The sequence below is a fragment of the Streptomyces sp. NPDC086777 genome (assembly GCF_040702065.1).
In the GTDB taxonomy this organism is placed as follows: domain Bacteria; phylum Actinomycetota; class Actinomycetes; order Streptomycetales; family Streptomycetaceae; genus Streptomyces.
Genome location: NZ_JBFBJI010000023.1, coordinates 133,700 through 157,628 on the forward strand (window position 1 = coordinate 133,700; position 23,929 = coordinate 157,628).

The 23,929-nt window shown below is 72.2% G+C and carries 21 protein-coding genes and 1 pseudogene; 8 read left to right on the forward strand and 14 right to left on the reverse strand.

Annotation, left to right across the window (positions count from 1 at the left end; genetic code table 11):
• Positions 1 to 11: 11 nt before the first annotated feature.
• The 4 genes from AB0472_RS29500 to bla all read right to left on the reverse strand — a co-directional run bounded on the left by AB0472_RS29500 (position 12) and on the right by bla (position 3,402).
• A complete protein-coding gene (locus AB0472_RS29500) occupies positions 12 to 359 on the reverse strand; it encodes a DUF742 domain-containing protein (RefSeq protein WP_366360709.1) in 348 nt (115 codons plus the stop codon).
• The gene (locus tag AB0472_RS29505; protein WP_093506900.1) at positions 356 to 763 is read right to left on the reverse strand and encodes a roadblock/LC7 domain-containing protein; all 408 of its coding nucleotides are present in this window, start codon (positions 761 to 763) and stop codon (positions 356 to 358) included. Before AB0472_RS29505 ends, AB0472_RS29500 begins: the two co-directional genes overlap by 4 nt.
• On the reverse strand, positions 760 to 2,346 hold the full coding sequence (locus AB0472_RS29510; protein WP_366360711.1) for an ATP-binding protein: 1,587 nt from the start codon (positions 2,344 to 2,346) through the stop codon (positions 760 to 762). Before AB0472_RS29510 ends, AB0472_RS29505 begins: the two co-directional genes overlap by 4 nt.
• A 138-nt stretch (positions 2,347 to 2,484) precedes the next feature.
• Positions 2,485 to 3,402, reverse strand: coding sequence for a class A beta-lactamase (bla, locus tag AB0472_RS29515; RefSeq protein WP_366360713.1), 918 nt, complete (start codon positions 3,400 to 3,402; stop codon positions 2,485 to 2,487).
• 220 nt (positions 3,403 to 3,622) lie between these two features.
• On the opposite strand from bla, the gene AB0472_RS29520 reads away from it, so the two are divergent.
• Positions 3,623 to 4,432 carry a hypothetical protein gene (locus AB0472_RS29520; RefSeq protein ID WP_366360714.1) on the forward strand — a complete coding sequence of 270 codons (810 nt, stop codon included), beginning with the start codon at positions 3,623 to 3,625 and terminating at the stop codon, positions 4,430 to 4,432.
• Positions 4,433 to 4,623: 191 nt separating this feature from the next.
• Positions 4,624 to 7,998 (forward strand): pyruvate carboxylase, encoded by a 3,375-nt coding sequence (locus AB0472_RS29525; protein ID WP_366360716.1) that lies wholly within the window; start codon positions 4,624 to 4,626, stop codon positions 7,996 to 7,998.
• Between the two features lie 54 nt (positions 7,999 to 8,052).
• Here the strand turns inward: AB0472_RS29525 and AB0472_RS29530 are convergent, their stop codons facing one another.
• From AB0472_RS29530 to AB0472_RS29560, 7 genes are all read right to left on the reverse strand, one after another.
• Entirely contained in the window at positions 8,053 to 9,027 is a 975-nt protein-coding gene (locus AB0472_RS29530; protein WP_366360717.1) for a hypothetical protein, read from the reverse strand.
• 154 nt (positions 9,028 to 9,181) lie between these two features.
• Complete coding sequence (locus tag AB0472_RS29535; RefSeq protein WP_366360719.1) at positions 9,182 to 9,634, reverse strand: hypothetical protein; 453 nt, start codon at positions 9,632 to 9,634, stop codon at positions 9,182 to 9,184.
• Positions 9,635 to 9,895: 261 nt separating this feature from the next.
• Complete coding sequence (locus AB0472_RS29540; protein WP_366360721.1) at positions 9,896 to 10,741, reverse strand: MBL fold metallo-hydrolase; 846 nt, start codon at positions 10,739 to 10,741, stop codon at positions 9,896 to 9,898.
• A gap of 9 nt (positions 10,742 to 10,750) precedes the next feature.
• On the reverse strand, positions 10,751 to 11,263 hold the full coding sequence (locus AB0472_RS29545) for a helix-turn-helix domain-containing protein (protein WP_366360723.1): 513 nt from the start codon (positions 11,261 to 11,263) through the stop codon (positions 10,751 to 10,753).
• Between the two features lie 412 nt (positions 11,264 to 11,675).
• Complete coding sequence (locus AB0472_RS29550) at positions 11,676 to 12,452, reverse strand: polysaccharide lyase family 7 protein (protein WP_366360725.1); 777 nt, start codon at positions 12,450 to 12,452, stop codon at positions 11,676 to 11,678.
• 133 nt (positions 12,453 to 12,585) lie between these two features.
• Positions 12,586 to 13,800: a carbohydrate-binding protein gene (locus AB0472_RS29555; protein WP_366360727.1), complete on the reverse strand. Its 1,215-nt coding sequence runs from the start codon at positions 13,798 to 13,800 to the stop codon at positions 12,586 to 12,588.
• Positions 13,801 to 13,917: 117 nt separating this feature from the next.
• A complete protein-coding gene (locus AB0472_RS29560; RefSeq protein WP_366360729.1) occupies positions 13,918 to 14,655 on the reverse strand; it encodes a DUF2071 domain-containing protein in 738 nt (245 codons plus the stop codon).
• Positions 14,656 to 14,837: 182 nt separating this feature from the next.
• Here AB0472_RS29560 and AB0472_RS29565 point away from each other — a divergent pair, with 182 nt between their 5' ends.
• Positions 14,838 to 15,578, forward strand: a complete 741-nt coding sequence (locus AB0472_RS29565) for a GntR family transcriptional regulator (protein ID WP_366360730.1) — start codon at positions 14,838 to 14,840, stop codon at positions 15,576 to 15,578.
• Between the two features lie 205 nt (positions 15,579 to 15,783).
• Here the strand turns inward: AB0472_RS29565 and AB0472_RS29570 are convergent, their stop codons facing one another.
• A complete protein-coding gene (locus AB0472_RS29570; RefSeq protein ID WP_366360732.1) occupies positions 15,784 to 16,872 on the reverse strand; it encodes a mandelate racemase/muconate lactonizing enzyme family protein in 1,089 nt (362 codons plus the stop codon).
• Positions 16,873 to 17,526: 654 nt separating this feature from the next.
• On the opposite strand from AB0472_RS29570, the pseudogene AB0472_RS29575 reads away from it, so the two are divergent.
• The 4 genes and pseudogenes from AB0472_RS29575 to AB0472_RS29590 all read left to right on the forward strand — a co-directional run.
• Positions 17,527 to 17,792, forward strand: a pseudogene (locus tag AB0472_RS29575) (FAD-binding protein); the annotation flags it as partial.
• A 291-nt stretch (positions 17,793 to 18,083) separates the two neighbouring features.
• The gene (locus AB0472_RS29580; protein ID WP_366360734.1) at positions 18,084 to 19,187 is read left to right on the forward strand and encodes a GNAT family N-acetyltransferase; all 1,104 of its coding nucleotides are present in this window, start codon (positions 18,084 to 18,086) and stop codon (positions 19,185 to 19,187) included.
• 140 nt (positions 19,188 to 19,327) lie between these two features.
• Entirely contained in the window at positions 19,328 to 20,158 is an 831-nt protein-coding gene (locus AB0472_RS29585) for a PP2C family protein-serine/threonine phosphatase (protein ID WP_366360736.1), read from the forward strand.
• Between the two features lie 126 nt (positions 20,159 to 20,284).
• Positions 20,285 to 21,289 carry an MASE1 domain-containing protein gene (locus AB0472_RS29590; protein WP_366360737.1) on the forward strand — a complete coding sequence of 335 codons (1,005 nt, stop codon included), beginning with the start codon at positions 20,285 to 20,287 and terminating at the stop codon, positions 21,287 to 21,289.
• Between the two features lie 61 nt (positions 21,290 to 21,350).
• Here the strand turns inward: AB0472_RS29590 and AB0472_RS29595 are convergent, their stop codons facing one another.
• Together AB0472_RS29595 and AB0472_RS29600 are read right to left on the reverse strand one after the other, a co-directional pair.
• Positions 21,351 to 21,842 (reverse strand): peptidylprolyl isomerase, encoded by a 492-nt coding sequence (locus tag AB0472_RS29595; RefSeq protein WP_366360739.1) that lies wholly within the window; start codon positions 21,840 to 21,842, stop codon positions 21,351 to 21,353.
• A gap of 114 nt (positions 21,843 to 21,956) precedes the next feature.
• Positions 21,957 to 22,877, reverse strand: a complete 921-nt coding sequence (locus AB0472_RS29600) for an SGNH/GDSL hydrolase family protein (RefSeq protein WP_366360741.1) — start codon at positions 22,875 to 22,877, stop codon at positions 21,957 to 21,959.
• 283 nt (positions 22,878 to 23,160) lie between these two features.
• Between AB0472_RS29600 and AB0472_RS29605 the strand changes: the two genes are divergently transcribed.
• Positions 23,161 to 23,865 (forward strand): SDR family oxidoreductase, encoded by a 705-nt coding sequence (locus AB0472_RS29605; protein WP_366360743.1) that lies wholly within the window; start codon positions 23,161 to 23,163, stop codon positions 23,863 to 23,865.
• Positions 23,866 to 23,929: the final 64 nt, after the last annotated feature.

The window sequence follows — 23,929 nt, forward strand, 5'->3', positions numbered from 1 at the left end:
GGGTGCGCGCGTCAGAGGTTGCGGAGTCCAACGAGCACCTGCTCCAGGATGTCGGGGTCGGTGATGGCCGGCCGGTGGGGGTGGCGGGCGCTGACCCGGCCGGCCGCCTGCAGGTCGCCCAGCAGGATCTTGGTGATGCTCACCGGCAGCCTCAGCTCCGCGGCGATCTCCACCACCGAGGTCGGGAACTCGGCCAGGCGCAGGATCGCCGCGTGCTCCGACTGCATGCCGGGCGTCGGCTCCGACTCGGCGACGACCAGGGTGACCAGGTCGAAGGGGCTGTCGGGGCCGGTGCCGCTGCGGCCGCCGGTGATGGTGTACAGGCGGTCGGGCGCGTCGTCCCTGCCCGGGCGGCTCATGACGTACGGGGCTGCGCGGTCAGGTGCTCGCCGAGCTGCTCGACCAGTTCGCTCATGTTGTGCCCGACCAGCCCGGGATCGGCGTCCTCGCTGGTCACCACGGCCAGATGGGCGCCCTCGCCGGCCTCCACGATGAACAGCACACCCCCGTAGAACTCGGTCATCGCCGACCGCACCCCGCCGCTGCCGTCGCCGAACTCGACGGATGCCCCGTGCGACAGCGACTGGATGCCGGCGGCGATCGCCGCGAGCTGGTCGGCCTGGTCGACGGAGAGCTCCGGGGTACGGCAGAGCTTCAGCCCGTCGCGGGACAGCACCAGGGCGTGCCGCGCGCCGGGGGTGCGCTCCAGGAGGCCCTCGATGAGCCAGGTGAGCTTGGAGTCGGCGGTGGTCCTGCCGGTCATGAAGTGGGGTCGCCTTCCGGGTACGCATGTGGGTGGGACGTGAGCTCTTTGCCGGACTCCGGGTGGGGCGCGGGGACCGGGTCGTGCGCGGGGGTGGGGGCGTACGGGGCCGCCGGTGCGCCGGCCGCGCCGGGGGTCTCGGCGGCGTGGGGGGCGTGCGTGGCCGGGCGGACGGCCTGGCGGAAGCTGTTGAAGCGGGCGGCGCGGACCTGGGCGTCCGCGGCGGGGGTGGCGGGGCGCGGCTCCGCGGGCTGGGGCGCCGACCGGCGCTCGGCCTCGGCGAGGGTGCGGCCGCGGCGCCGCCTGGGCAGCCCGGCGTCCCCGTCCCCGTCCCCGTCCCCGTCTTCGTTCGGATCGGCGGCGGACTCGTGCACGGGTACGGGGTCGAGCAGTGCCGATACCGGTGCGGCCGGCTCCGTCTCCTGTGCCGTGGCGGGTTCGTCGGCGACCGGGCGGGTCAGCAGGTCCTGCGGGACCAGCATCAGCACCCCGGTCCCGCCGCGTGCCGACGGGCGGAACGACACCTTCAGGCCGTGCTTGCGGGCCAGTCGGCCCACCACCGCGAGCCCCAGCCGGGTGCCGGTCAGGCCGCCCAGCTCGGTGCTGTCACCGGCGACCGCGCGCTCGGCGCGGCGCAGCTGCACTTCGCCCATCACCAGCCCGCTGTCCTCCACGGACACGATGACCCCGGCCGGCACCTCCTCCACGTACACGTGTACCTCCGCCGTGGGGGGCGAGAAGTTGGCCGCGTTGTCGAGGAGTTCGGCCAGCGCGTGCATGACACCCTCGGCGGCGTGTCCGGCCACGGCCGTGTCGCTGACCGAGTGCACCCGCACCCGGCGGTAGCCGCTGATGCGGCCCATCGCGCCGCGCAGGATGGACTCCATGCTGATCGGGCGCGCCCAGCGGCGGCCGGACCGCGCCCCGGTGAGGACGGCGATGGAGTCGGCGAGCCGGCCCGCCTGGGCCGTGCGGTGGTCGAGGTGCAGCAGGTCGGCGAGGACCTCCTCGTCGGAGTGCCGGTCCTCCATCGCCCGCAGGTCGGCGAGGGTGGCGGTGGCCAGGGCCTGCATACGTCCGGCCGCGTTGCCGGCGGCGGCGATCGCGGCATCCCGTTCCCGCGAGGCGTGCTCCAGTTCACTGCCGAGCCGGGCGTTCTCCTGCTGGTACCAGTCGAGTTCCCGGCCGCTGTCCTGATGGATCCGCGCCCGCTCCTGTTCGAAGGAGTCGGCGAACTCGCTGCGCTGCTCAGCCAGTTCGTCGATGAGCCGCTGCTGCTCCTGGCGCGCGTCCTCGGTGGCCCGGGCCTGCTGCTGGAGCAGCCGCCCGATGTCCTGGCTCACCACCTCCAGCCGCCGCCGGGCGGCGCGGGCCGCCCGCGCCGCGTGCACGGCCCAGGTCACCGCCGCGCACAGCAGTAGCGCGGCCGCGCTCGCGCCGAGGGTGAGGGGCGTGCGTACCGAGGCCGGCGCGGCGGTCGCCGCGGCGACGACCACGAGGGCCGACACCACCGCGGTCAGCGCGAAGGTCGGAACGAGCGTACGGAGGGCAGGTCGTTCGCCGGGGTGCGTGGGCGCGGTCATCGGTCCGGTCTGGTCCTCGGAGCAGGTAGGGATATGTGTCCGGTGAAGGAGTTGTGACGCTCGGTGCTGAACTGCGCGTCACTATACGAGAGTTCGTGATCGAAACAGAACGGTTCCGGTGTCATTGCAGAAATCCCGCTACCGGCGGGGTGACTTGCTGTGCTCCGGCTGTGAACGATCTTGGGCGCCGCCGTGCCCGAAAGCGTACGCCACGATTGCGGCGGCGTCCCTGACCAGGGCGGAGTCGGCCTCGGCGGCCGCATCGGCACGGGTGGAGAGCACGGCGACGACGAGCGGCGCGCGGCCCGGCGGCCAGGCGATCGCGACATCGTTGGCGGTGCCCCAGCCGCCCGTTCCGGTCTTGTCGCCGACCGTCCAGTTGCCCGGCAGCCCGGCGCGGATCCGCTCACCGCCGGTGGTGTTGGCGAGCAGCCAGCCGGTGAGCCGCCGCCGGTCGGCGTGCGCCAGGGCGTGACCGACCGTCAGTTTCGCGTAGGTCGTCGCGATGGCCAGGGGACTGGTGGTGTCGGTGACCCGGCCCGGCTCGGCCGAGTTCAGCTCCGGCTCCCACCGGTCCAGCCGCGTCACCCCGTCCCCGAGCGAACGGCACAGCCTCGTCACCGCCACCGGGCCGCCCAGTTGCTCCAGCAACAGGTTGGCCGCGGTGTTGTCGCTGTACGAGACCGACGCCCCGCACAGCTGCGCGACGGTCATCCCGGCGGCGAGGTTCTCCGGCCTTCCGGTGACCGGGGCGCCGCCCGCCCGCGCGACATCGCCCCCGTCGTAGTGCACGACCTCGCCGAGCACGTCCTCGCCGAGGTCGCGCAGGACGGCGGCGACCGCGAGCGGCTTGTGCACCGAGCACATCGGGAAGAGCTCGCCGGACCGGTACCCGAGCCGGGCCCCCGAACCGGTGTCCCGGGCGAACACCCCCAGCCGGGCCCCGTGTTCACGCTCCAGGGCGCGCAGTCTCCCGGTCGCCCCCGGCGCCGGCGGGGCGCTCACCGCCGCCCCCAGGGCCGAGGCCAGCACGGTGCGACGCGACAGGTTGCGCATTGCTGCTCCTTTACCGGGACGACGCTCAGGGGGACGCGATCGCGGCCGTCCGGGTTCAGCCGTGGACGGGTGATAAATCCGACGACGTTATCCGGCCGGTCGTAGCTCCCGCATCGTCGCAAATGATCCAAACGTCTATACGATGACGCGTGGAACGGCCCGGGCGCGGAGAACCTCTTGGAGCGCGCAGGCCGATGACGGGGACGGTGTCGAGGGGGCGATGCCTTTCATGGCAGGTGACTGGAGCCGGGTGGCCGCGCGTGCGGTCCGCTTCGTGCGGCGCACGCTGCGCGACGAATGGCACGCCGTCGTGGTGGAGCCGGTACGGCAGCTGGTGCGGCGCGGACTGTCCGGGCTCGTGCTGGCGTTCGTGGCCGCGTTCGGGGTCATCTTCTTCCACGGCATCGCCCAGCATCCCTTCGGCCGGCGGATGGTGTGGCACCTCGGCGGCGTCACCGCCGACCTGCCCCTGTGGCTCTCCCTGCTGCGCACCCCGGTGTCGCTGTACGTCCCGGCGCTCGACCTGCCGGTCTGGGCGGGCATCACCCAGCTGTTCCTCGCCTTCGCGCTCGCCGAACTCACCCTCGGCCGCGGCCGCACCCTGGCCGTCGCCTACCTCACCACCCTGGCCGGCACGATGACCGCGCGGGTGATGGTCGCGCTCGGCCCCGGCTGGTGGGGTTTCGGCCTGCCCCCCGAAGCCGGCCGGATCCTCGACACGGGACCGTCCGCCGCCGTGGTGGGCCTCTTCACCTACCTGGCGGTGGTCCGGCGCGCCCCCGTCGTCTTCACCCTCACCGGCGGCTCGATGGTCTGGGAGTCCGTCGCCGTACCGAACCTCGCCGGCCGCGAGCACCTGATCGCCGTGGCCGCCGCGATCGTCCTCGGCCTGCTGCACGGCCGCCGGCTCCCGGTCCCCGCCCGGCCGGTGGAACGCCTCGACACGACACCGTCGCCCCCCTGGTCGGACCCGCCGGTGCCCCACCCGGACCCACCGCGCCACCCCGTACCGTCCTTCCGGCTGCCCTGAGACTCCCCAACCCTCCCGGATTCCCCGAAAACCCATATGTCACGCGGCCGACCCGCCGAACTGCTCAACAACGTCAATGTGATGGTTTTCGCACTTCAGCCCGTCCGGCCAACCCCTAATGTTGCGCGGGCTACGGCAGGGCGCGGCTGACACCATGGTGTTCGTCGCCGGCAGGCTGAAGGGATCCAGGGATGTTCCGCAAGGTGCTGGTCGCCAACCGTGGAGAGATCGCCATCCGCGCATTCCGCGCGGGCTACGAGTTGGGTGCGCGCACGGTCGCCGTCTTCCCCTACGAGGACCGCAACTCGCTGCACCGGCTCAAGGCCGACGAGGCCTACGAGATCGGGGAACCGGGACATCCGGTACGCGCCTACCTCTCCGTCGAGGAGATCGTGGCCGCGGCCCGGCAGGCCGGGGCCGACGCCGTCTATCCCGGCTACGGCTTCCTCTCCGAGAACCCCGAACTCGCCCGCGCCTGTGAGGAGGCGGGCATCACCTTCGTCGGGCCCAGCGCCCAGACGCTGGAACTGACGGGCAACAAGGCCCGTGCGGTCGCCGCCGCCCGCGCGGCCGGCGTACCGGTGCTCGGCTCCTCGCAACCCTCCAACGACATCGACGAACTGGTCCGCGCCGCCGACGAGATCGGCTTCCCGGTGTTCGTGAAGGCCGTCGCCGGCGGCGGCGGCCGGGGCATGCGCCGGGTCGAGGACCCGGCCGCACTGCGCGAGTCGATCGAACAGGCCTCCCGCGAGGCGGCCTCCGCGTTCGGCGACCCGACCGTCTTCCTGGAGAAGGCCGTCGTCGACCCCCGCCACATCGAGGTGCAGATCCTCGCCGACGGCGAGGGCAACGTCATCCACCTCTTCGAACGCGACTGCTCGCTCCAGCGCCGCCACCAGAAGGTCATCGAGCTGGCCCCCGCGCCCAACCTCGACCCCGGGCTGCGCGACCGCATCTGCGCCGACGCCGTCCGATTCGCCCGCGAGATCGGCTACCGCAACGCCGGCACCGTCGAGTTCCTCCTGGACCGCGAAGGCAACCACGTCTTCATCGAGATGAACCCGCGCATCCAGGTCGAGCACACGGTCACCGAGGAGGTCACCGACGTCGACCTGGTCCAGGCCCAGATGCGCATCGCCGCCGGCGAGACCCTCGCCGACCTCGGGCTCTCCCAGGAGACGGTGAAGCTGCACGGCGCCGCCCTCCAGTGCCGGATCACCACCGAGGACCCCGCCAACGGCTTCCGCCCCGACACCGGCCGCATCAGCGCCTACCGCTCCCCGGGCGGCTCCGGCATCCGGCTGGACGGCGGCACCACCCACGCCGGTACGGAGATCAGCGCCCACTTCGACTCCATGCTGGTCAAGCTCACCTGCCGGGGCCGGGACTTCAAGGCAGCCATCGGCCGCGCCCGGCGTGCCGTCGCCGAGTTCCGCATCCGCGGCGTCGCCACCAACATCCCGTTCCTCCAGGCCGTCCTGGACGACCCGGACTTCCAGGCGGGCCGGATCACCACGTCGTTCATCGAGCAGCGCCCGCACCTGCTCACCGCCCGCACCTCCGCCGACCGCGGCACCAAGCTGCTCACCTACCTGGCCGACGTCACCGTCAACAAGCCGCACGGCGAGCGCCCCCACCTGATCGAGTCGACCACCAAGCTGCCCCCACTGCCCGCGGGAGAGCCGCCGGCCGGGTCCCGGCAGCGGCTGGTGGAGGCCGGCCCGGAGGGCTTCGCCCGCTGGCTGCGCGAGTCGCCCACCATCGGCATCACCGACACCACCTTCCGCGACGCCCACCAGTCCCTGCTCGCCACCCGCGTGCGCACCAAGGACCTCCTCGCCGTCGCCCCGGTCGTCGCCCGGACCCTGCCCGAACTCCTCTCCCTGGAGTGCTGGGGCGGCGCCACCTACGACGTCGCGCTCCGCTTCCTCGCCGAGGACCCCTGGGAGCGCCTCGCCGCCCTGCGCGAGGCCGTCCCCAACATCTGCCTCCAGATGCTGCTGCGCGGGCGCAACACCGTCGGCTACACCCCCTACCCGACCGAGGTGACCGACTCCTTCGTGCAGGAGGCCGCCGCCACCGGTATCGACATCTTCCGCATCTTCGACGCCCTCAACGACGTCAACCAGATGCGCCCCGCCATCCAGGCCGTCCGCGAGACCGGCACCGCGGTCGCCGAGGTCGCCCTCTGCTACACCGCCGACCTGTCCGACCCGGACGAACGCCTCTACACCCTCGACTACTACCTGCGCCTCGCCGAGCAGATCGTCGACGCCGGCGCGCACGTCCTCGCCGTCAAGGACATGGCCGGCCTGCTGCGCGCCCCCGCTGCCGCGAAGCTCGTCTCGGCGCTGCGCCGCGAGTTCGACCTCCCCGTCCACCTGCACACCCACGACACCGCGGGCGGCCAGCTCGCCACCTATCTCGCCGCGATCCAGGCGGGCGCGGACGCGGTGGACGGCGCGGTGGCCTCCATGGCCGGCACGACCTCGCAGCCGTCCCTGTCGGCGATCGTGGCCGCGACCGACCACTCGGAGCGTCCCACCGGGCTCGACCTGCGGGCGGTCGAGGACCTGGAGCCGTACTGGGAGAGCGTCCGCAAGGTCTACGCCCCCTTCGAGGCGGGCCTCGCCTCGCCGACCGGCCGCGTCTACCACCACGAGATCCCCGGCGGCCAGCTCTCCAACCTGCGCACCCAGGCCGTCGCGCTCGGCCTCGGGGACCGCTTCGAGGAGATCGAGGCCATGTACGAGGCCGCCGACCGCATCCTCGGCCGCCTCGTCAAGGTCACCCCGTCCTCCAAGGTGGTCGGCGACCTCGCCCTGCACCTGGTCGGCGCCGGGGTGAGCCCGGAGGACTTCGAGGCCACCCCCGACAGGTTCGACATCCCCGACTCGGTCATCGGCTTCCTCCGCGGCGAGTTGGGCACCCCGCCCGGCGGCTGGCCCGAGCCGTTCCGCACCAAGGCCCTCCAGGGCCGTGCCGCCGCCAAGCCGGCGCCCGAGCTGACCGCCGAGGACCGCGAGGGGCTGGCCAAGGAACCCCGCACGACCCTCAACCGGCTGCTGTTCCCGGCCCCCACCCGCGAGTTCGAGACCCACCGCCAGACGTACGGCGACACCAGCGTCCTCGACAGCAAGGACTTCTTCTACGGCCTGCGCCCGGGCAAGGAGTACGCGGTCGACCTGGAGCCCGGCGTCCGGCTGCTCATCGAGCTCCAGGCGGTCGGCGAGGCCGACGAGCGCGGCATGCGCACGGTGATGTCGAGCCTCAACGGGCAGCTGCGGCCGATCCAGATCCGCGACCGGGCGGCGGCCTCCGACGTCCCGGTCACCGAGAAGGCCGACCGGTCCGACCCGGGCCATGTCGCGGCCCCGTTCGCCGGTGTCGTCACCCTCGCGGTGGAGGAGGGCGCGGAGGTCGAGGCCGGTGCCACCGTGGCCACGATCGAGGCCATGAAGATGGAGGCAACCATCACCGCCCCGAAGGCCGGCCGGGTCTCCCGGCTCGCCATCAACCGCATCCAGCAGGTGGAGGGCGGCGACCTGCTGGTCGAGATCGCCTGAGGCCGGACAGCCCCGAGGGGCGGGGGAGGGCCGGCTCCGCCCGGCCCTCCGCGGCTACGAGCGGGAGAAGTGCGCGCCCAGCAGGGCCTTGAGGAGGTTGGGGTCACGCTGGGTGAAGTAGGCGGCGCTCGCCACGAACACGTCCCGGCCGCGGACCGCCAGCGAGGTCGGGTTGGACAGCCCCTCCTGCACCGTCAGGACGCTGCGGTGGCTGCCGTCCGGAGCGACCAGCGCGACCTCGTCGGACGGGCTGAGCGCGGCGAGCACGAGGTCCGAGTGGCCGGGGAAGACGAAGTCGTCGACCCCGGCGAGGCCGGTCGCCCTCGTCCCGGTGGGCCCGGCCGAGCCGTCCGCGCCGACCGGGATGCGCAGCAGGGTGCCCCGGTCGGTGTTGGTGACCCACACCGCGTCCTTGTGCACCTTGACCCCGTTGGCGCCGAAGCCGGTGGCCGACGGGAGACCGGAGAGTTCGGCGCCGGTGGCCCAGGCGGTGGGCGCGCCGCCCGACTGCGGGATGCGCCACACCGTGCCCAGCGCGGAGTCGGCGGCGTAGAGCACGCCGTGCCGCTCGTCGAGAGCCAGGCCGTTGGGCAGGCCGTCCGCGGGCAGTTGGGCGATCTGCTCGGGCGAGCCGCCGCCCGCCGGGATCCGCCAGATGCCGGTCCTGCTCGTGCCGGTCGCGTAGTTGACGTACAGCGTGCCGTCGTGTGCGCGGGCCAGGCCGTGCGTGACCGCGCTGCTCACCAGGGGCGTCCGGGGGTGGCTCTCGTCGGGCAGGGTGGCGAGGACACGGACCCGGCGCTCCCGGGTGACCTTGACGACCTGCCGGGCGAACGCGAAGGACATGTCGACCGAGCCCCCCTGCTCGGCGACGATGCTCTCGGGCGTCTGTCCCTGGGCCAGATCGAAATGCGCGACGGTGTGCGGGCGGGACAGGACCGGCTCGTCGCTCGCGGCCGGAACCGCCGCGAGCAGGCCGATCGCGACCACGGCCGGGGCGACGACGGCCCGGCGGGGGAATCGGGGCATGTGACCTCTTTCGACGGGAGCGCAGGGCTCCGGCGTACCGGTCACACCAACATGACGCCTCCCCGTCCCCGGGCCGCGGCAGCCGTGGCCGCTACGTCGCCCGCCCGGCGCAGGGCGTGGCCCCGCATGCCGCGCAGCCGGGTGACGGCCCCGCTCAGTTCCACATCGCGTACTTCATGACCTGCGCGTATCCTTCCGGCTTCGCACCGGAGTAGGTCAGGTTCAATTGCGTGAAGTGCTGGACGTTCGGGTGCTTCGTCCAGGTCGTCGGGCGGTCGAGGCGCACGGTCACCGGGTACTTGTGGAACTTCCCGGCCGCGCAGTACGGCTTGCAGTCGTTCACCATGTTCACGCCCTGGGCGACCGCCGTGGTGTCGTTCCACTGGGTCCAGCGCATGCCGGTGAGGAGGCTGTTGCCGTCGCCGCAGGCCAGGATGAAGTCGGTCGGCCGGTACCGCTGGTGCCAGAGGCAGTCGACGAGCACCGGGTGCTGGGCCGAGGCCCGCGCCGCGGGCGGTGTCGGCGGCGTCGCAGAGGCCGTCGTCATGCCCGCCGTGAGCAGCAGGGCCGCCCCGAGTCCGATCGCCGTTCCCACCACTGGTCGCATGGTCGCTCCCGCCCGTTCGGTCGTACAGGTTCTCTTCGACGCTACGACCGTCATGCGAGATGTACCACTTGCAGAGTATTCGCCGGACAGAAGGGCGAGGCCCGCCGGCCGGTGCGTCCGCGGGCGTGGCCGGGGGCTGGGTCCCTTCGGTCCCGCGGCTGCGCGCCTGCCGCGGCGCCGGGCTGCGCCGCCGGCGACGCCACCACCGTTGGGCGACGGTCCTCGGGCGGTGTGTCTCGCCGTGCCGGTTCCGGTCGGGAACTACGCGTACAGTGCGACGGCTCCGCCCCACAGCGCGCCCGGGTTCAGGCGTTCGGGGAAGCGCTCCAGCATGGCGTGGAAGAAGCCGAGTGCGTCTTCGTGCTTGGCGAGGAGTTCGTCGGTGGCGTCGAGGTAGAGCCGGGTCTCGGCGATGGCACGGGCGGCGTCGTCGTCGAGTTCCTTGTTCTTGTGGCCGGTCACGATCCGGCGCGGCCGGAGGCCTTCGACGACGGCGATGGCCTCGCGCCAGGCGTCTCGGCCGCCGTTCCCGGATTCGGCGAGGTACTGGTGGACACCGTTGTAGATGACGTCGCCGGCCACGACGAGTTCGAGGTCGGGGACGTGCAGGACGCTCGTTTCGTCGGTGTCGCTGTGGCCTACCTCCACGATGAGCAGGTCGTGCCCTTCGAGGGCGAGCCGGTTGCCGGGCACGGTGACGGCGGTGACGGGGGAGTCCGGGATCTGTCCGGGGAAGAGCCGGTCCCAGAAGTGCGGGCGGATGGAGACGTTGCGGTGCATCTCCGCGATCGTGCCCTCGGAGGCGACGACCTGCGCGCCGAAACGTTCCGCCAGAACGCCGGCGGTGAACCAGTGGTCACCGTGGCCGTGGGTGGCGAAAACGTGGGTCAGGTTCTTGCCGGTGGCTTCGACCCAGTCCCCCACCGCCTCGGCCTGGACGGAGGTCAGCGGCGGGTCGACCAGGACGGCGTCCTGTTCTCCGTGGACGAGAGTGACCGAGAGGGGCGAGAACATCCGCCGGTCCCCGTTGGGGACCAGATCGGTGACGTTCTGCGCGATCGGGTCGGCGACGAAGACGTCGTAGGCGAGTGGACTGCTGGCGGGCATGGTGCGTTCCTAACTGACCTGGTTCTTGCTGAGGGTGCGGTCGGATGACCGGTCGACTGCGGCGAGGGCGGCGTAGTAGGCCGGGCCCCGGATGATCGAGACGGCGTCCCGGCCGACCAACTCGCCGTGATCGTCACGGAATTCGAGGTGAACCGGCCGTTCCCCGTCGGTCGCGTAGAGGACGCCCTGTCCCGTCTCCTGCGGGCGGTGCCGGTCCCCCCACGCGCTGAGGGCTGCCAGAACCGGCAGCACGTCGCGGCCGGCCTCCGTGAGGATGTATTCCTCGCGGCTGCGTTCCCCCTCCTCCTGGTACGTCACACGCTCCATGAGCCCCGCGCAAACGAGGTCGTTCAGGCGCTGGCCGAGGGTCGCGTTCGGGATGCCGATGCGCTGGAACTCCGCGAATCGGGTGCGCCCGAGGAAGGCCTCGCGAAGCAGCAGAAGGTTCCACTTCTGCCCCAGCACGGTCAGTGTGCGCGCGATGGAGCAGTTCTGATTCGCCGGCAGTGACATGGCGTCCATGGCTTCCACCATACACTGACTCTGAAAAATGAACACAGATGCTGGCATCAAATGGTGAATCCAGGGTCTCGCCGCATGAGATCAAGATCCAGATCGACGTGACCTGAGGTGGACGAGGGGCTCGGCCATGCGTGCCGACGGCGGTGCGCATGGCCGCCGGCGTGTGGCTGGGGCGGGGCGGCCGCGGCACCGCACGGCAACTGCTGAAGGGTGCCTGCCGGCAACGGGGCGAAGGCCTCCATCGCGCGGTCCAGGTTTCACCCGCGGTGGTGCCCCGTCGAGACTCGGACGCCACCGCAAGCGGAACGCGCAGGTGGGCCGGAGGGCCTGCCGTGCGGTCCGGCCGCGGTGCCGGACGGTCTCCCCGGCGCGCGGCGGAACGGCGGCACCTGCCGCGGTGGGCCAGGCGAACTCAGCCGTGTCTGACGGTCAGGCCGTAGAACGCGACCCGGGCACCGTTGGTCGTGCTGTCCGAGGACGACTGGTTGTACGAGCCCGCCTTGAAGTACTGCTTGTACTGGTTGAAGGAGGACGGGATGGCGTAGTGGGTCGTGGTGCCGTTGACCGTCAGGTCGATGGTGTTCCCGCCGGAGACCGCGATGGTGTACGTCCAGGTCTTGCCGACCGACACGTGTCCCACGCCGTGCGTGGTCTGGCCGCCGTCCGGGGAGTTCTCGGTGCCGAGGACGATGTCGCCGTTGGAGTGGTAGTACAGCTCCAGCAGCGGCTTGGTGGAGGAGCCGCCGGTGCCGAGGTGGATCTGGCCCACGCAGACGTTCTTGGTCACGGAGACCACCCGCAGCGTCGCGCTCATCTTGTGGCTGCCGCTCAGCGACCAGTTGGCGGCGCTGCCGTCCCGGTTCATCTCGCGCAGTTCGGAGCGGGCGTAGTTGGAGTTCGGGGTGGTGACGCCCTTCTCGGGCGCCCAGAAGGTCATCGCCCCGTCGCGGGTGTCGGTGTAGAAGTACGCGTCCTGGTAGCCGTTCGCGCCCTGCAGCCGGGACGAGGGGATGGTGGTCGGCGAACCGGGCGAGCCGACCGGCTCCTGGAGCTGCCACACGGACAGGTCGAAGTTGCCGCCGGGGGCGACGTTCGGGTCGGCCGCGTCCGCGCTGCTGCCGAACAGGACGGTGAGGGCGAGTGCGAGGCCCGCGGCGGTGGGTGCCGCGAGCAGCCGGGAACGGTTCACGTGGGGGGTCCTTTCGTCAGAGGGCCGCGCCCGGAGACCCACCCATGAATGTTCATGTGTGTGAACTCCGGACGCATCCGTAACCGCCGATGACCCGTGAAGCTAAAGGTCCGGACCAGCCTCGTCAAGAGGTTCAGCAGGCGCCCTCGTCCTGCCAGGGGCCCCACTCGGAGGCGCCGGGCACCTCGTTCTGGGTCCACCACTTGGCCTTCCAGTCGTGGCTGTTGTACGAGACCTCGTTCCCGGCCGTGTACACCGCCGTCGCGCTCCAGGCGGTCTTGCACGAGGTGGGCGTGGGCGTCGGGGTCGGTGTGGGGGTGGGTGTGGTGGTCGGCGGGGTGACCCCGGCGAACTTCACCGAGTACTTGGCGAAGTCCCAGGCGCCCTGCGCCACGCTGGAGCAGGTCCCGGACGTGGTGCCGTTGTTGTCGACCGGGGTGCACTGGCGGTCGCGGTTCAGCGACCAGAACGTGAACCGGTCCATGTTGTGGCTCGTCGCGTAGTCGAGCACGGTCTGGAAGTCGGCCTGGGTGAAGTATTCGCCGGTGTCGCTGCGGCCGTTCATCCCGGAGAAGCCCTCATGGGCGTAGGCGGTCGCCTGGTCCCAGCCGAAGGTGGACTGCAGGATCGAGTTGAAGTTGGTGAGCGCGCTGGTCTGCGAGGCCGCCCCGCTGAAGCCTCCGTCGAAGGGCATGATGGAGAAGTTGTTGGGCGTGAACCCCTGCGACTTCGCCTCCAGCAGCATCTGCTTGCCGAACCAGCCGGTGCCGTCCGCCGTGCCGGCCGTCGTCACCGACACGTACAGGCCGGGGTTGTTCTGCTGGAGGATCTTCGCGGCGCCGATCTCGTTCCTGATCGCCGCGGTGTTCTCGTACTCCGGCTCCTCCAGGTCGAAGTCGATCGCGTGCAGCCCGTACTTGGTGACGACCTGCTGGTAGGCCGCCGCGGTGGAGGCCGCGTCCGCGCACGCCTGCCCCAGCTTGGTGCCGCCGTAGCCGCCGATGGAGACGGAGACGTCACCGCCCTTGGCGCGGATCGTGCTGATCACCGACTGGACGGCGGTGTCCGAGGAGACCGCCGCGGTGCCGCCCCAGGTGGGCGAGCAGCCGCCGCCGTCGGGGGCCAGGACGAACGCCAGCTGGAAGGCCTTGAGGCCGGTGGCGTCCATGATGGCTGCCGCGTCCGGCGGGTTGTTGTCCAGCGGCATCAGGTAGGGGGCGGCCGCGTACCACCGGTTGCTCAGTGCGGTGGTCGCGCCCGAGGCGTTGCTCGCGACGAGCGCGGTGGTGCCGGCGGCGGCGAGGGTGACGGCGGCGGCCGCGCCCAGACATGCGCGAAGGGGTCTCACTGTGCCTCCAGGGGGCCCGGGGGAGGTGGGGTGGGTCCCAGCTTCCGGAGGTGTCGAGGTCACGTCAATGAATTGGACTGGACCAAAGCTCACTTTGGACTAGACCATACGATTTCTTTACCTGGCGGGAGGGAGCAGTTCCAGCGTCCCGAACCGCACCTTCACACCGGGTGACCACAGCACGCTGACCGGCGGCCCGGCCATCGCGGGCAGGCCGGCCGCCTCCACCAACTCGTCTTCGAGATCGAGGAGTTCCGCCCGGTGCAACGGCCAGGAAGGGTGCTCGTTCGGCAGGTGCGCGGTACGGCCGTGCCAGGTCACGTGCAGCCCCCAGCGCGCGGTCAGGAAATGCTCGAGCGGCGACGGCTCGGTGATCGGCGCCCCGATCCGCACGACCGCCCGGCTCGCGACCGCCGGGCGCCGCCGCCGGCAGGTGTAGGTGATGACGTCGCCCGCGCGGCGCAGCCGCATCGCGGACCAGACGTACGGCAGCCGGAACCCCAGCCGGCCCACCAGCACCGGGAGCAGCCGGGTCGCGTCCAGCGACCTGAACACCACCCCGCGCCGGCCCTGCCCGTCGACCGAGTACAGCCGCACGTTCGTCTCGCAGAAGGTGCCCAGATACGGCAGCCCCGGCCCGAAGCCCGTGCCCCGCATCAGGAACGGGACGAGCCCGACGTAGGTGACCCCGTCCAGGGTGTCCGGCCGGGTACCGGCGGGCAGCAGCCCCGCCACCTTCTCCGGCGCCACCGGCCAGTGCAGAAAGGTCAGTCGGTGCCACCCCTGCACCATCGTCGGCCGGCGTACGGGGCGCGGGGTGGACGGGGTTATGGGCTCGGTCGCCACGGTCTCCATGGCACCGGTGATAGCACGCCGGTGCGAGCCGACGGGGACGTTCCGCGAGGGTGGGCGGCGGAGCCGGTACCGGCGGTGCGCTTCGGCGGCGGCACCCCCCTGATCAGGACTTCCGCGCCGCCCGGCCGGGTGGCACGGGTAAACTGTCTGCGACACGCAGGCCTTGAGAAGGAGGAGCCGGGATGTCGCCGCACAGCTCCTCCGCGGCCGGGGTCCCGGGCGACGGCGACGGACCCGGCGAGCCGCCCCCCGTCCGGCAGGCGCTGTCGGACAGCGTGTACGAGAGCATCAAGGCGATGGTCATGGACCACGAGATCGCCCCTGGCGCCCGCGTCGGCATCGACGCGCTCTCCCGCGCCCTCGGCGTCTCTCCCACCCCGGTGCGGGAGGCGCTGGCCCGCCTGGAGTCCGACGGCCTCGTGGTCAAGCGCGCCCTGTCCGGGTACCGGGCGACGGAGCTGCTGACCCGGCAGGGCCTCGCCGAACTCTTCGAGATGCGGCTGCTGCTGGAACCGCGGGCCGCCGCACTGGCCGCGGCCAACGCCACCGAGGAGCAACTCGACGGTCTGGAACGGATCGTGGAGGACATGCAGGACCAGCCCGGTCCCCGCGGACGGTACGCGTCCTACCGCGGCTTCGCCGCCCTCGACCAGCGCTTCCACGAGGCGATCGGGCAGGCCGCGCACCGGCCGCTCCTCGCGGATGCCGTGCAGCGCCTCCACGCCCACCTCCACATCTTCCGGCTCGGCGACGTCACCGGCGCCGGCGGCCCGACCGTCGCCGAGCACGAGCGGATCGTCCGGGCCGTCCTGCGCCGCAACGCCGAGCGGGCGGCCGAGGCGATGACCGAGCACCTCACCCGCAGCATGGAACGCCAGATCCAAGGGAGCGGCGACGGCGTCGCCGGGCCCGCTGCACCATGAGGAACCCGCGGTCCGCGGTGGCCCCCCTCCCGCCCAAAGCGGCCTCCGCACCCGGCGCCCGGCAGGGCGCGGTGCACCGGCGATGTGACGGCGCCGCGGCCGCTCCGGCACCGCGCGGTGCAACTCCCGTTACTCGTCGAGCCGTTCCGGGAGCGCGGCGACGACCCGGGCCGGCCGCCCCACGAGGAAGGACGGCAGGAGGTCGTCAGGCCACCCTCCGGTCGTCGAGCGCGTCCGGGTCCCAGTCGATGCCGATGCCCGGTTCGTCCGGGGCCACGGCCAGGCCGTCACGGATGGCCAGCTCGGTCCGGGTCACCGCCCGCAGCTGCGGGATGTACTCGACGAAGCTGCCGTTGGGCACCGCGGCGGCGAGGCTGACGTGCAGCTCCATCAGGAAGTGCGGGCACACCGCCACGTTGTGGCTCTCGGCCAGGTGCGCGACCTTCAGCCACGGGGTGATGCCGCCGATCCGGGCCGCGTCGACCTGCACGACGGAGGCGGCACCCGTCTCCAGGTAGCCGCGGAACTGCTGGAGCGAGTACATCGACTCGCCGACGGCCACCGGGATCCGGGTCGCCCGCGCGAGCCGGGCGTGCCCGCTGACGTCGTCCGCGGGCAGCGGCTCCTCCAGCCAGTACGGGTCGTACGGCTCCAGCGCGGCCGCGAGCCGGAGCGCCGAGGAAGCCGTCTGGGACTGGTTGGCGTCGGTCATGACGTGCAGCGTGGGCCCGACCGCCTCGCGTACCGCGCGCAGCCGCTCGGCGTCCTCGGCGGGATGCGGCCTGCCCACCTTGATCTTGACGCCGGCCCAGCCCGCCTGCCGGGCCCGCAGGGCGCCCTTGACCAGGTCGTCGGTGTTCAGGTGGAGCCAGCCGCCCTCGGTGTCGTAGACCGGCACCTCCCGGCGGTGTCCGCCGGCCAGCCGCCACAGCGCCTCCCCGGCTCGCTTGCAGCGCATGTCCCACAGGGCGGTGTCCACGGCGGCGAGGGCGAGGGAGGTGATGGCGCCGGTGGTCGTGGCCCGGGTCAGGGCGAACAGCCGCTGCCACAGCGCCTCGACGTTGCGGGCGTCCTGCCCGGCGAGGGTGGGCAGCAGGTGGTCGCGCAGCAGGGCCAGGACGGCGGTGCCGCCGGTGCCGATCGTGTACGCGTAGCCGGTGCCCACGAGGCCGTCCGCCGTCGCCAGGTCGACCAGGATCGTCTCCTGTTTGACGAAGGACTGCACCGCGTCGGTGCGGTCCGTCTCGACGGCGATGTCGACCAGCCGGGCGGTCGCGGCCGTGATGATGGTCATCGATGTCCGTTCTCTGTCGGGGGCTTCGGGGGCTTCTGGGTCCTTGGAGGCGGCCGGCCGCACGAGAGGTACTTGTCGGCGAAAGCCACCTTCAGCTGCCGCGGATCGTGCACTGCCGGATCGGATAGGAAATGGGTGCGGCAATGGTGGGACAGGGGGATGTGCGCGTCAAGGTCTGAGGAGGGAGCCTTTCCTGTCAGGGGTGATGGGGTGAGCTGTCAGTCTGGTACGAGACGCGAGGGTTGGAATCCTATAGGAAATACTTCATCGTGGGTCGGGCCGGGCAGGGCTGTCCGTCCGGCGGCCCAACTGAGTCGGCTGGGACGGCAGTTCGCCCCCGGTTCGGTCGCGTGCGAAGCCGGTCGCGGCTCCCACCGTGGGCTGCCGTCGGTAACACCTTGCCGTTCCCGGCAGCCCCAGTCGTGTCTCCCGCACCGCCCGCACCGGTACGGAAGACAACCCTCCATGGAAGATCCCAGCGCAGCCGCCGCTTCGGCCGAAGGCACCGAGCAGCCGTCCCGGTTCAGCCGCCGCCAGGTGCTGACGGTGGCCGGCGGCGCCCTCGCCGGTCCGCCCCTCGGCCAGGCCGGCGCGTTCGCCGCGGAGTCGCAGGACGCGGACGCGATCGTCGTCGGCCACGGCCTCGCCGGTCCGATCCTGGACACCAGCGCCGGTCCGCTGATCGCCGTCCGGCTGAACATCCTCACCCGCCAGACCCTCGGCGGCCTCGGGACCGACCTCTCCGGACGCGTCCTGGACGGCGGCGGCTCGCCGGTTCCCGGCCTGTACGCGGCCGGAGAGGTCGTCGGGTTCGGCGGCGGGGTGCACGGCTACCGCTCGCTGGAGGGCACCTTCCTCGGGGGCTGCCTCTTCTCCGGCCGGCGGCGGGCCGTGCGGCGGCCGCGGCGACGGCGACCTGACGGAAAGGGCCGGGAAAGTCCGAGTCACCCGCCCCCAACCTGCCCCGACAGTGGCACCCTTGACAGCGTGCGTACTGTTTCGCGACGTTTGAGCGACACCTCCGGACCGGCGACCCCGTCGCCGGTTCCGGAACGAAGGTGTACAGCGGGGAACAGGAGCTGTTCGTAGAAACGGCAGAACGGCAGAGCGCGGCATACGCGTTATGGGGGGAGAGCGGTCGCCCATGCGATCCAGAGGCCAGTGCAGTCATGCGTCACACACCTCGTCGGCCGAGGGGCGGTTGATCTGAGGTGGACATCACGATCCACAGACCCGGCGAGCTGACCGAGCCGCTCCGCCGGGCCTGGCACCACGCGATGGACGAGTCGCCGGAGTACGCCAACCCCTTTCTGGCCCCGGAGTTCACGATCGGCGTCGGCAGGCACCGGGCCGGCGTACGGGTGGCGGTCCTGCGCGAGGGCGGCGAACCCGTCGGCTTCCTCCCGTACGAGCGCAACGCCCTCGGCGTCGGCCGTGCCGTCGGCCTCGGCCTCTCCGACTGCCAGGCGCTGGTGCACCGGCCCGGAGTCGCCTGGGACGCCGAGGAAGTGCTGAGCGCCTGCGGGATGTCCATCTTCGAGTTCGACCACCTGGTCTCCGAGCAGAGACCCTTCGCCCCCCATGTGACCGGCACCTTCGCCTCGCCGGTGATCGACGTGAAGCCCGGCGACGGCGGTTACCCCGAGTGGCTGCGCGCCACCTACCCGGGCCTGGCGAAGACCACGCTGAAGAAGGAACGGCGCCTCGGCCGCGACATCGGCGACCTGCGCTTCGAGCCCGACGAGCGCGACCCCGCGGCCCTGCGCACCCTGATGCACTGGAAGTCCGCCCAGTACCGGCGGACCGGCCGCATGGACCGCTTCGCCCGCCCGTGGATCGTCGACCTCGTGGACCACCTCTTCCACGTGCGGGAGGAACACTTCACCGGAGTGCTGTCCGTGCTCTACGCCGGCGACCGGCCGGTGGCCGCGCACTTCGGCCCGCGCTCGGCCACCGTGCTCGCCGCCTGGTTCACCGCCTACGACCCCGATCTGCACTACTACTCACCGGGGCTGATGATGCATCTGCGCACCGCGGAGGCGGCGGCCCGTGGAGGTGTGACCCTGGTCGACCTCGGGCGCGGCGACAAGGAGTACAAGGACTGGCTCAAGACCCGCGAGCTGCGGGTGGGCGAAGGCTTCGCCACCCGCACCCACCCGGTGGCCGCGGCGCACCGCCTGTGGCGCCGGCCGGTCCGCGGGCTGCGCAACACCGTCCTCGCCCACCCCAGGCTGCGCGAGCCGGCGGACCGGCTGCTCAGGACGGTCGGCACGCTGCGCGCGTCCCGCCGCCCCGACGGCATGCGCGAGGAGTGAACCGAGCCGTACGGCGGCGGCCGGCCCTGCCCGGCCGCCGCCACCGGCGTCCGCTCGCCCGCTGTTCGCACTATGATCCTGTCAAGGTAAAAACCTAGGGGTTTGCCCTGGTAAGGATGCAGCCTCGGCCGGAGTGATCCATGCCCCGCAAGCGCGCAACGGACGACGACGAGCTGCTGGCCAGACTGAGGTCGCTCACCGCCCAGGCACGCGAGCGGGCCGAGTACCAGCGTTCCCAGGTCGAGCTGGCCGTCGCCCTGCAGCGCGGCATGCTGCCCCGGGACCTGCCCGACACCCCCCGCTTCCACCTGGCCGTCCGGTACGCGCCCGCCTGCTTCGGGCTCAACGTGGGCGGCGACTGGTACGACGCCTTCACCCTGCCCGACGGGCACATCGGCCTGTCCATCGGCGACGTCCAGGGGCACAACATCGAGGCGGCGGCGTTCATGGGCCAGGTCCGGGCGGCCCTGCGGGCGCTCGCCTCGGTGACCGGCGCCCCCGGCGAGCTGCTCGCCCGCACCAACGACCTCCTGGTGTCCCTGGGCAGCGACCTCTTCGCCACCTGCATTTTCATGCGGCTCGATCCGGAGACCGGGGTGCTGGAGAGCGCCCGGGCCGGCCACGTCCCGTTCGTGTGGGCCACCGCCGACGGAAAGTCCGGCCTCGGGGAGGACGAGGGCGGCCCGCCGCTGGGCATCGAGCCGGGCATCGAGTACCCCGTGGCCCGCCACCGGCTCACCACCGGCGGCATGGTTGTGCTGCTCACGGACGGGGTGGTGGAGGGGCCCTCGATGCCCATCGAGGAGGGGCTCGACCAGGTGGTGCGGCTCGCGGGTGTCGCCGCCGTCGCAGGCCTGGGGGCGCAGTCCCTGGCCGCCGCCGTGATCAAGGGCGCGGAACGGGTGGGCCACGAGGACGACGCGGCCGTGCTGGTCATCGGCCACGACGACCCGGACGCCCCCACGCCGTAGCCTCCGGGCACCGCGGCGGGCGGCGGCCGGGCCCGGCGGCGGACGGCTCCCGCCTCGCGCGGCCGGGCCCGGCGGCGGACGGCTCCCGCCTCGCCGAGACGGCCGCCTCGGTGTGTGATGGCTGGTGTGGTGGGTTACCAGGAGCTGCGTCGGCCGGCCGTCTTCGCCCTCCGGGCGCTGACCGTCGCCACCTGCTACGTCGTGGCGGGGCGGCTCGGCCTGCTGTGCCGGCTCACCGTGCAGGGTGCCGTCTTCACCCCCGTGTATCCGGCCACCGGGGTGGCGCTGGCCTGTCTGCTGGTCTTCGGCCTGGGCTGCTGGCCGGGCGTCTCGCTCGGCGCCTTCTTCCTCGTGCTGTCGCTCGGCCCGCCCGGGCCCGACGTCGTGGGCATCGTCGTCGGCAACACGGCGGGGCCGGTCTGCGCCTGCGTGCTGCTGCGCCGGGCCGGCTTCCGCACCGACCTGGCCCGGCTGCGGGACGGCCTCGCCCTGGTGTTCCTCGGGGCCCTCGCCGCCATGCTGGTCAGCTCCACCGCCGGTGTGGTCTCGCTGCTCCTCGCCGGCAAGCTGGCCGCGACCCACTTCTGGTCGACCTGGCTGGCGTGGTGGGTGGGTGACGCGATGGGCGTGCTGATCGTCACCCCGGTCCTGCTGGCGCTCTGGGAGGTCCGTCGGCCCCCGTCGGCGGCCCGCTGGAAGGAGGCACTGGCGCTCGCGGTCGTCACGGCCGGCCTGGTCACGGTGGCCACGCACAGCACCATGAGCGCGCTGTTCCTGGTCTACCCCGTGGTGATCTGGTCGGCGCTGCGGTTCCGGCTGGCGGGGGGCATGCTGTGCGCCCTGTTCACGTCGGTGATGGCGGCGGTCGCCGCGCGGGACGGCGTCGGCGCGTTCGCCCGGCTCTCCCCGGTGCAGGTGATGCTCAAGCTGCAGCTGTTCAACGGGTCGCTGGCCCTGACCGCGCTGCTGCTGTCGGCCGTCATCACCGAGCAGCACCACACCCGGCGCTCCGTCGAGGAGGCCTGCAACGAACTGGCCGAGGTTCTGGAACACCTCACCGCGCACGGCTCCCCGGCGGGGCGGGCGACCCCGCGGCCGGAGGAACCGCGGCGCGAGCGCGGCCCGCGGTGACCTGCGGCACGGGGGACCGGGCGAGCCGCCCGGTCCCCCGCGGCAGGAGTCCGGTCCGGGATCAGACGGTGCCGCTCGCGGTGATCTCGACCTTGGCCTTGGGGGTGCCGCTCTGGGAACCGAAGCTCTCGATCCGGTCGACGAGCTCCGAGCCCTGGACGACCTCGCCGAAGACGACGTGCTTGCCGTCCAGCCACGGCGTCAAGACGGTGGTGACGAAGAACTGCGAGCCGTTGGTGTTCGGGCCCGCGTTGGCCATGCTCAGCAGGTACTTGCGGTCGTGCTTGAGACTGAAGTTCTCGTCCTTGAACTTCTCGCCGTAGATGCTCTTGCCGCCGGTGCCGTCGCCGCGGGTGAAGTCACCGCCCTGGAGCATGAACTGGGGGATGATCCGGTGGAAGCCGGAACCGGCGTACCCGAAGCCGTGCTGCCCGGTGGCGAGCTCACGGAAGTTGCGGGCCGTGTCGGGCACCACGTCGTCGAACAGGTTGAACACGATCCGGCCGGCCGGCTCGTTGTTGATCGAGATGTCGAAATAAACGTTGTCGCTCATGCAGGTCAACCTATCGCGAACCGCTCCGCGGTCCCTCCTGCGGGGCCGTACGGCCCGGGGTGTCGGCTGTCCCGGGCCGGCGGACCGCAGGTCGTGGTACTCCCGGCGCAGCGCTCAGTGACGCCCCTCCAGGCGCTTGAGCACCGCCTGTGCCATGGCCGCCTCGCCCTTGGCGTTGGGGTGGGCAGGTGCGGCCGGTGAGGCCGGCTGGAGGGGCTCGATCCAGCGGTCGGCGGGCGCCTTGCACATGTCGTGGCCGACGGTCGGACCGTAGGTGTCCACGTACCGGGCACCGTTCCAGGCGGCCACCAGGCGGAGCATGAGGTTCAGCCGCTTGCCGGTGTCGCGGAGGTAGGGGAAGTCCTTGGCCGCGAAGGGCACCGTCGGGTAGCAGCCGCTGCCGTCGTCGGGCAGCAGGTCGGGGTAGCCGACGACCAGGATCCGGGCGTGCGGGGCCCGGGCGCGGATCGCCCGCAGCACCTTGTCGACCTTGGGCGCGGTCCGTGCGATGTCGAGTACCAGCTGGTCGGTGCCGGACGCGTTGTAGTACTGCCGGCAGGGGTCGCCGGTCAGGTCCTTGGAGCTGAGGGCCGCGCAGGTGCCGATGATCGAACTGAACCCGATGTCGTTGCCGCCGATCTGGACGGTCACCAGGTCGGTGCCGCGCTGTACGGCGTCGAGCTGGGGGCCGTTGGTGCCCTGCGCCTTCCACATCTCGGCGGTGGTCGCGCCGGCACAGCTGACGTCCTTGAAGGCGCTCACGTGCCGGGCCGCCGCCACCAGCGAGGGGTAGTTGTGGTCGGAGCGGGCGCAGTTCGCGTCGACCTGCGTCGGAATGACCGGCCCCGAGGTGTAGGAGTCGCCGAGCGCCACATAGCCGGTGCCGCGGTCGTGGCCGGAGCCGTGGCCGCCGCCGTGCGCCGCGGCCGGTGCGGTGGACGCGGCCACCAGGGCGCAGCCGCCCAGCGCCGCCGCCACGGTGGCCCTCCGCCGGTGCCGCCGCGCCGAACCGTCGGACCGGATGCCGTACGCCATGCAGATCCCCCCTGGAACCGGGACGCGCACGGAACCGGTCCCGACGGGCGGCCCGCACGCGTGTGTCGGGGGTCTGTATACCGCCCGGTAGGAGTCCGTAGCCAGAGGCCGGACGCAAGGAAATCAATCGAGTAACTCGCCCTGCCCGCAAGGGCTTCGGGTGCGGACGGCGACCGGCCGGGGCCCGTCGCGATTGCGATGGGAAACCGATCGGTTTACAGTGGTTCCACCGTTTGGAAACCGATCGGTTTCCGACTCGGCCCCCTTCTGGAGTGTGAATGTCATGACCGCGATCAAGGATTCCGTCGTCCTCGTCACCGGCGGCAGCCGGGGCATCGGAAAGGCGCTGGTGGAGGAGTTGTACGCGCGCGGCGCCGGCAAGGTGTACGCCACCGCCCGCGACCCGCGCTCCGTCGCCCACCCCGACGCGGTGGCGCTCGCGCTGGAGGTCACCGACCCGGACTCGGTGGCCGCGGTCGCGGAGCAGGCCCAGGACGTCACCCTGCTCGTCAACAACGCGGGGGTCGCCTCCGGCACCCGCTTCCTGACCTCCCCGCTCGACGACATCCGCCGCGAGTTCGAGATCAACTTCTACGGACCGCTGCTGCTCACCCGTGCCTTCGTCCCGTTGATCGAGCGCAACGGCGGCGGCCACATCCTGAACGTGCACTCGGTGCTGTCCTGGCTCGCCGAGGGCGGCGCCTACAGTGCCTCCAAGGCGGCGTTCTGGTCGCAGACCAACAGCCTGCGCGAGGCGCTCAAGCCGCAGGGCATCGGCGTCACCGGCCTGCACATGGGCTATGTCGACACCGACATGGCAGCCCACGTCGACGCGCCCAAGGCGAGTCCGCGGGACATCGCCTCGGCGGCCCTCGACGGCGTCGAGTCGGACGCCTACGAGGTGCTCGCCGACGACCTCACCCGCTGGGTGAAGAGCGCCCTGTCCGGCGACCCCGCCGCCATGTACGAGCGACTCGCCGCCCGGTGACCTGGGCCCGGGCCCGCCCGTCGGCCACCCCCGCGCGGCGACATACGGGAACGTGTCCTGCAGG

Coding starts and splice junctions, on each gene's coding strand:
- AB0472_RS29500 (WP_366360709.1), bottom strand. CDS start 359: ATGAGCCGCCCGGGCAGGGACGACGCGCCCGACCGCCTGTACACCATC.
- AB0472_RS29505 (WP_093506900.1), bottom strand. CDS start 763: ATGACCGGCAGGACCACCGCCGACTCCAAGCTCACCTGGCTCATCGAG.
- AB0472_RS29510 (WP_366360711.1), bottom strand. CDS start 2,346: ATGACCGCGCCCACGCACCCCGGCGAACGACCTGCCCTCCGTACGCTC.
- bla (WP_366360713.1), bottom strand. CDS start 3,402: ATGCGCAACCTGTCGCGTCGCACCGTGCTGGCCTCGGCCCTGGGGGCG.
- AB0472_RS29520 (WP_366360714.1), top strand. CDS start 3,623: ATGCCTTTCATGGCAGGTGACTGGAGCCGGGTGGCCGCGCGTGCGGTC.
- AB0472_RS29525 (WP_366360716.1), top strand. CDS start 4,624: ATGTTCCGCAAGGTGCTGGTCGCCAACCGTGGAGAGATCGCCATCCGC.
- AB0472_RS29530 (WP_366360717.1), bottom strand. CDS start 9,027: ATGCCCCGATTCCCCCGCCGGGCCGTCGTCGCCCCGGCCGTGGTCGCG.
- AB0472_RS29535 (WP_366360719.1), bottom strand. CDS start 9,634: ATGCGACCAGTGGTGGGAACGGCGATCGGACTCGGGGCGGCCCTGCTG.
- AB0472_RS29540 (WP_366360721.1), bottom strand. CDS start 10,741: ATGCCCGCCAGCAGTCCACTCGCCTACGACGTCTTCGTCGCCGACCCG.
- AB0472_RS29545 (WP_366360723.1), bottom strand. CDS start 11,263: ATGGACGCCATGTCACTGCCGGCGAATCAGAACTGCTCCATCGCGCGC.
- AB0472_RS29560 (WP_366360729.1), bottom strand. CDS start 14,655: ATGGAGACCGTGGCGACCGAGCCCATAACCCCGTCCACCCCGCGCCCC.
- AB0472_RS29565 (WP_366360730.1), top strand. CDS start 14,838: ATGTCGCCGCACAGCTCCTCCGCGGCCGGGGTCCCGGGCGACGGCGAC.
- AB0472_RS29570 (WP_366360732.1), bottom strand. CDS start 16,872: ATGACCATCATCACGGCCGCGACCGCCCGGCTGGTCGACATCGCCGTC.
- AB0472_RS29585 (WP_366360736.1), top strand. CDS start 19,328: ATGCCCCGCAAGCGCGCAACGGACGACGACGAGCTGCTGGCCAGACTG.
- AB0472_RS29595 (WP_366360739.1), bottom strand. CDS start 21,842: ATGAGCGACAACGTTTATTTCGACATCTCGATCAACAACGAGCCGGCC.
- AB0472_RS29600 (WP_366360741.1), bottom strand. CDS start 22,877: ATGGCGTACGGCATCCGGTCCGACGGTTCGGCGCGGCGGCACCGGCGG.
- AB0472_RS29605 (WP_366360743.1), top strand. CDS start 23,161: ATGACCGCGATCAAGGATTCCGTCGTCCTCGTCACCGGCGGCAGCCGG.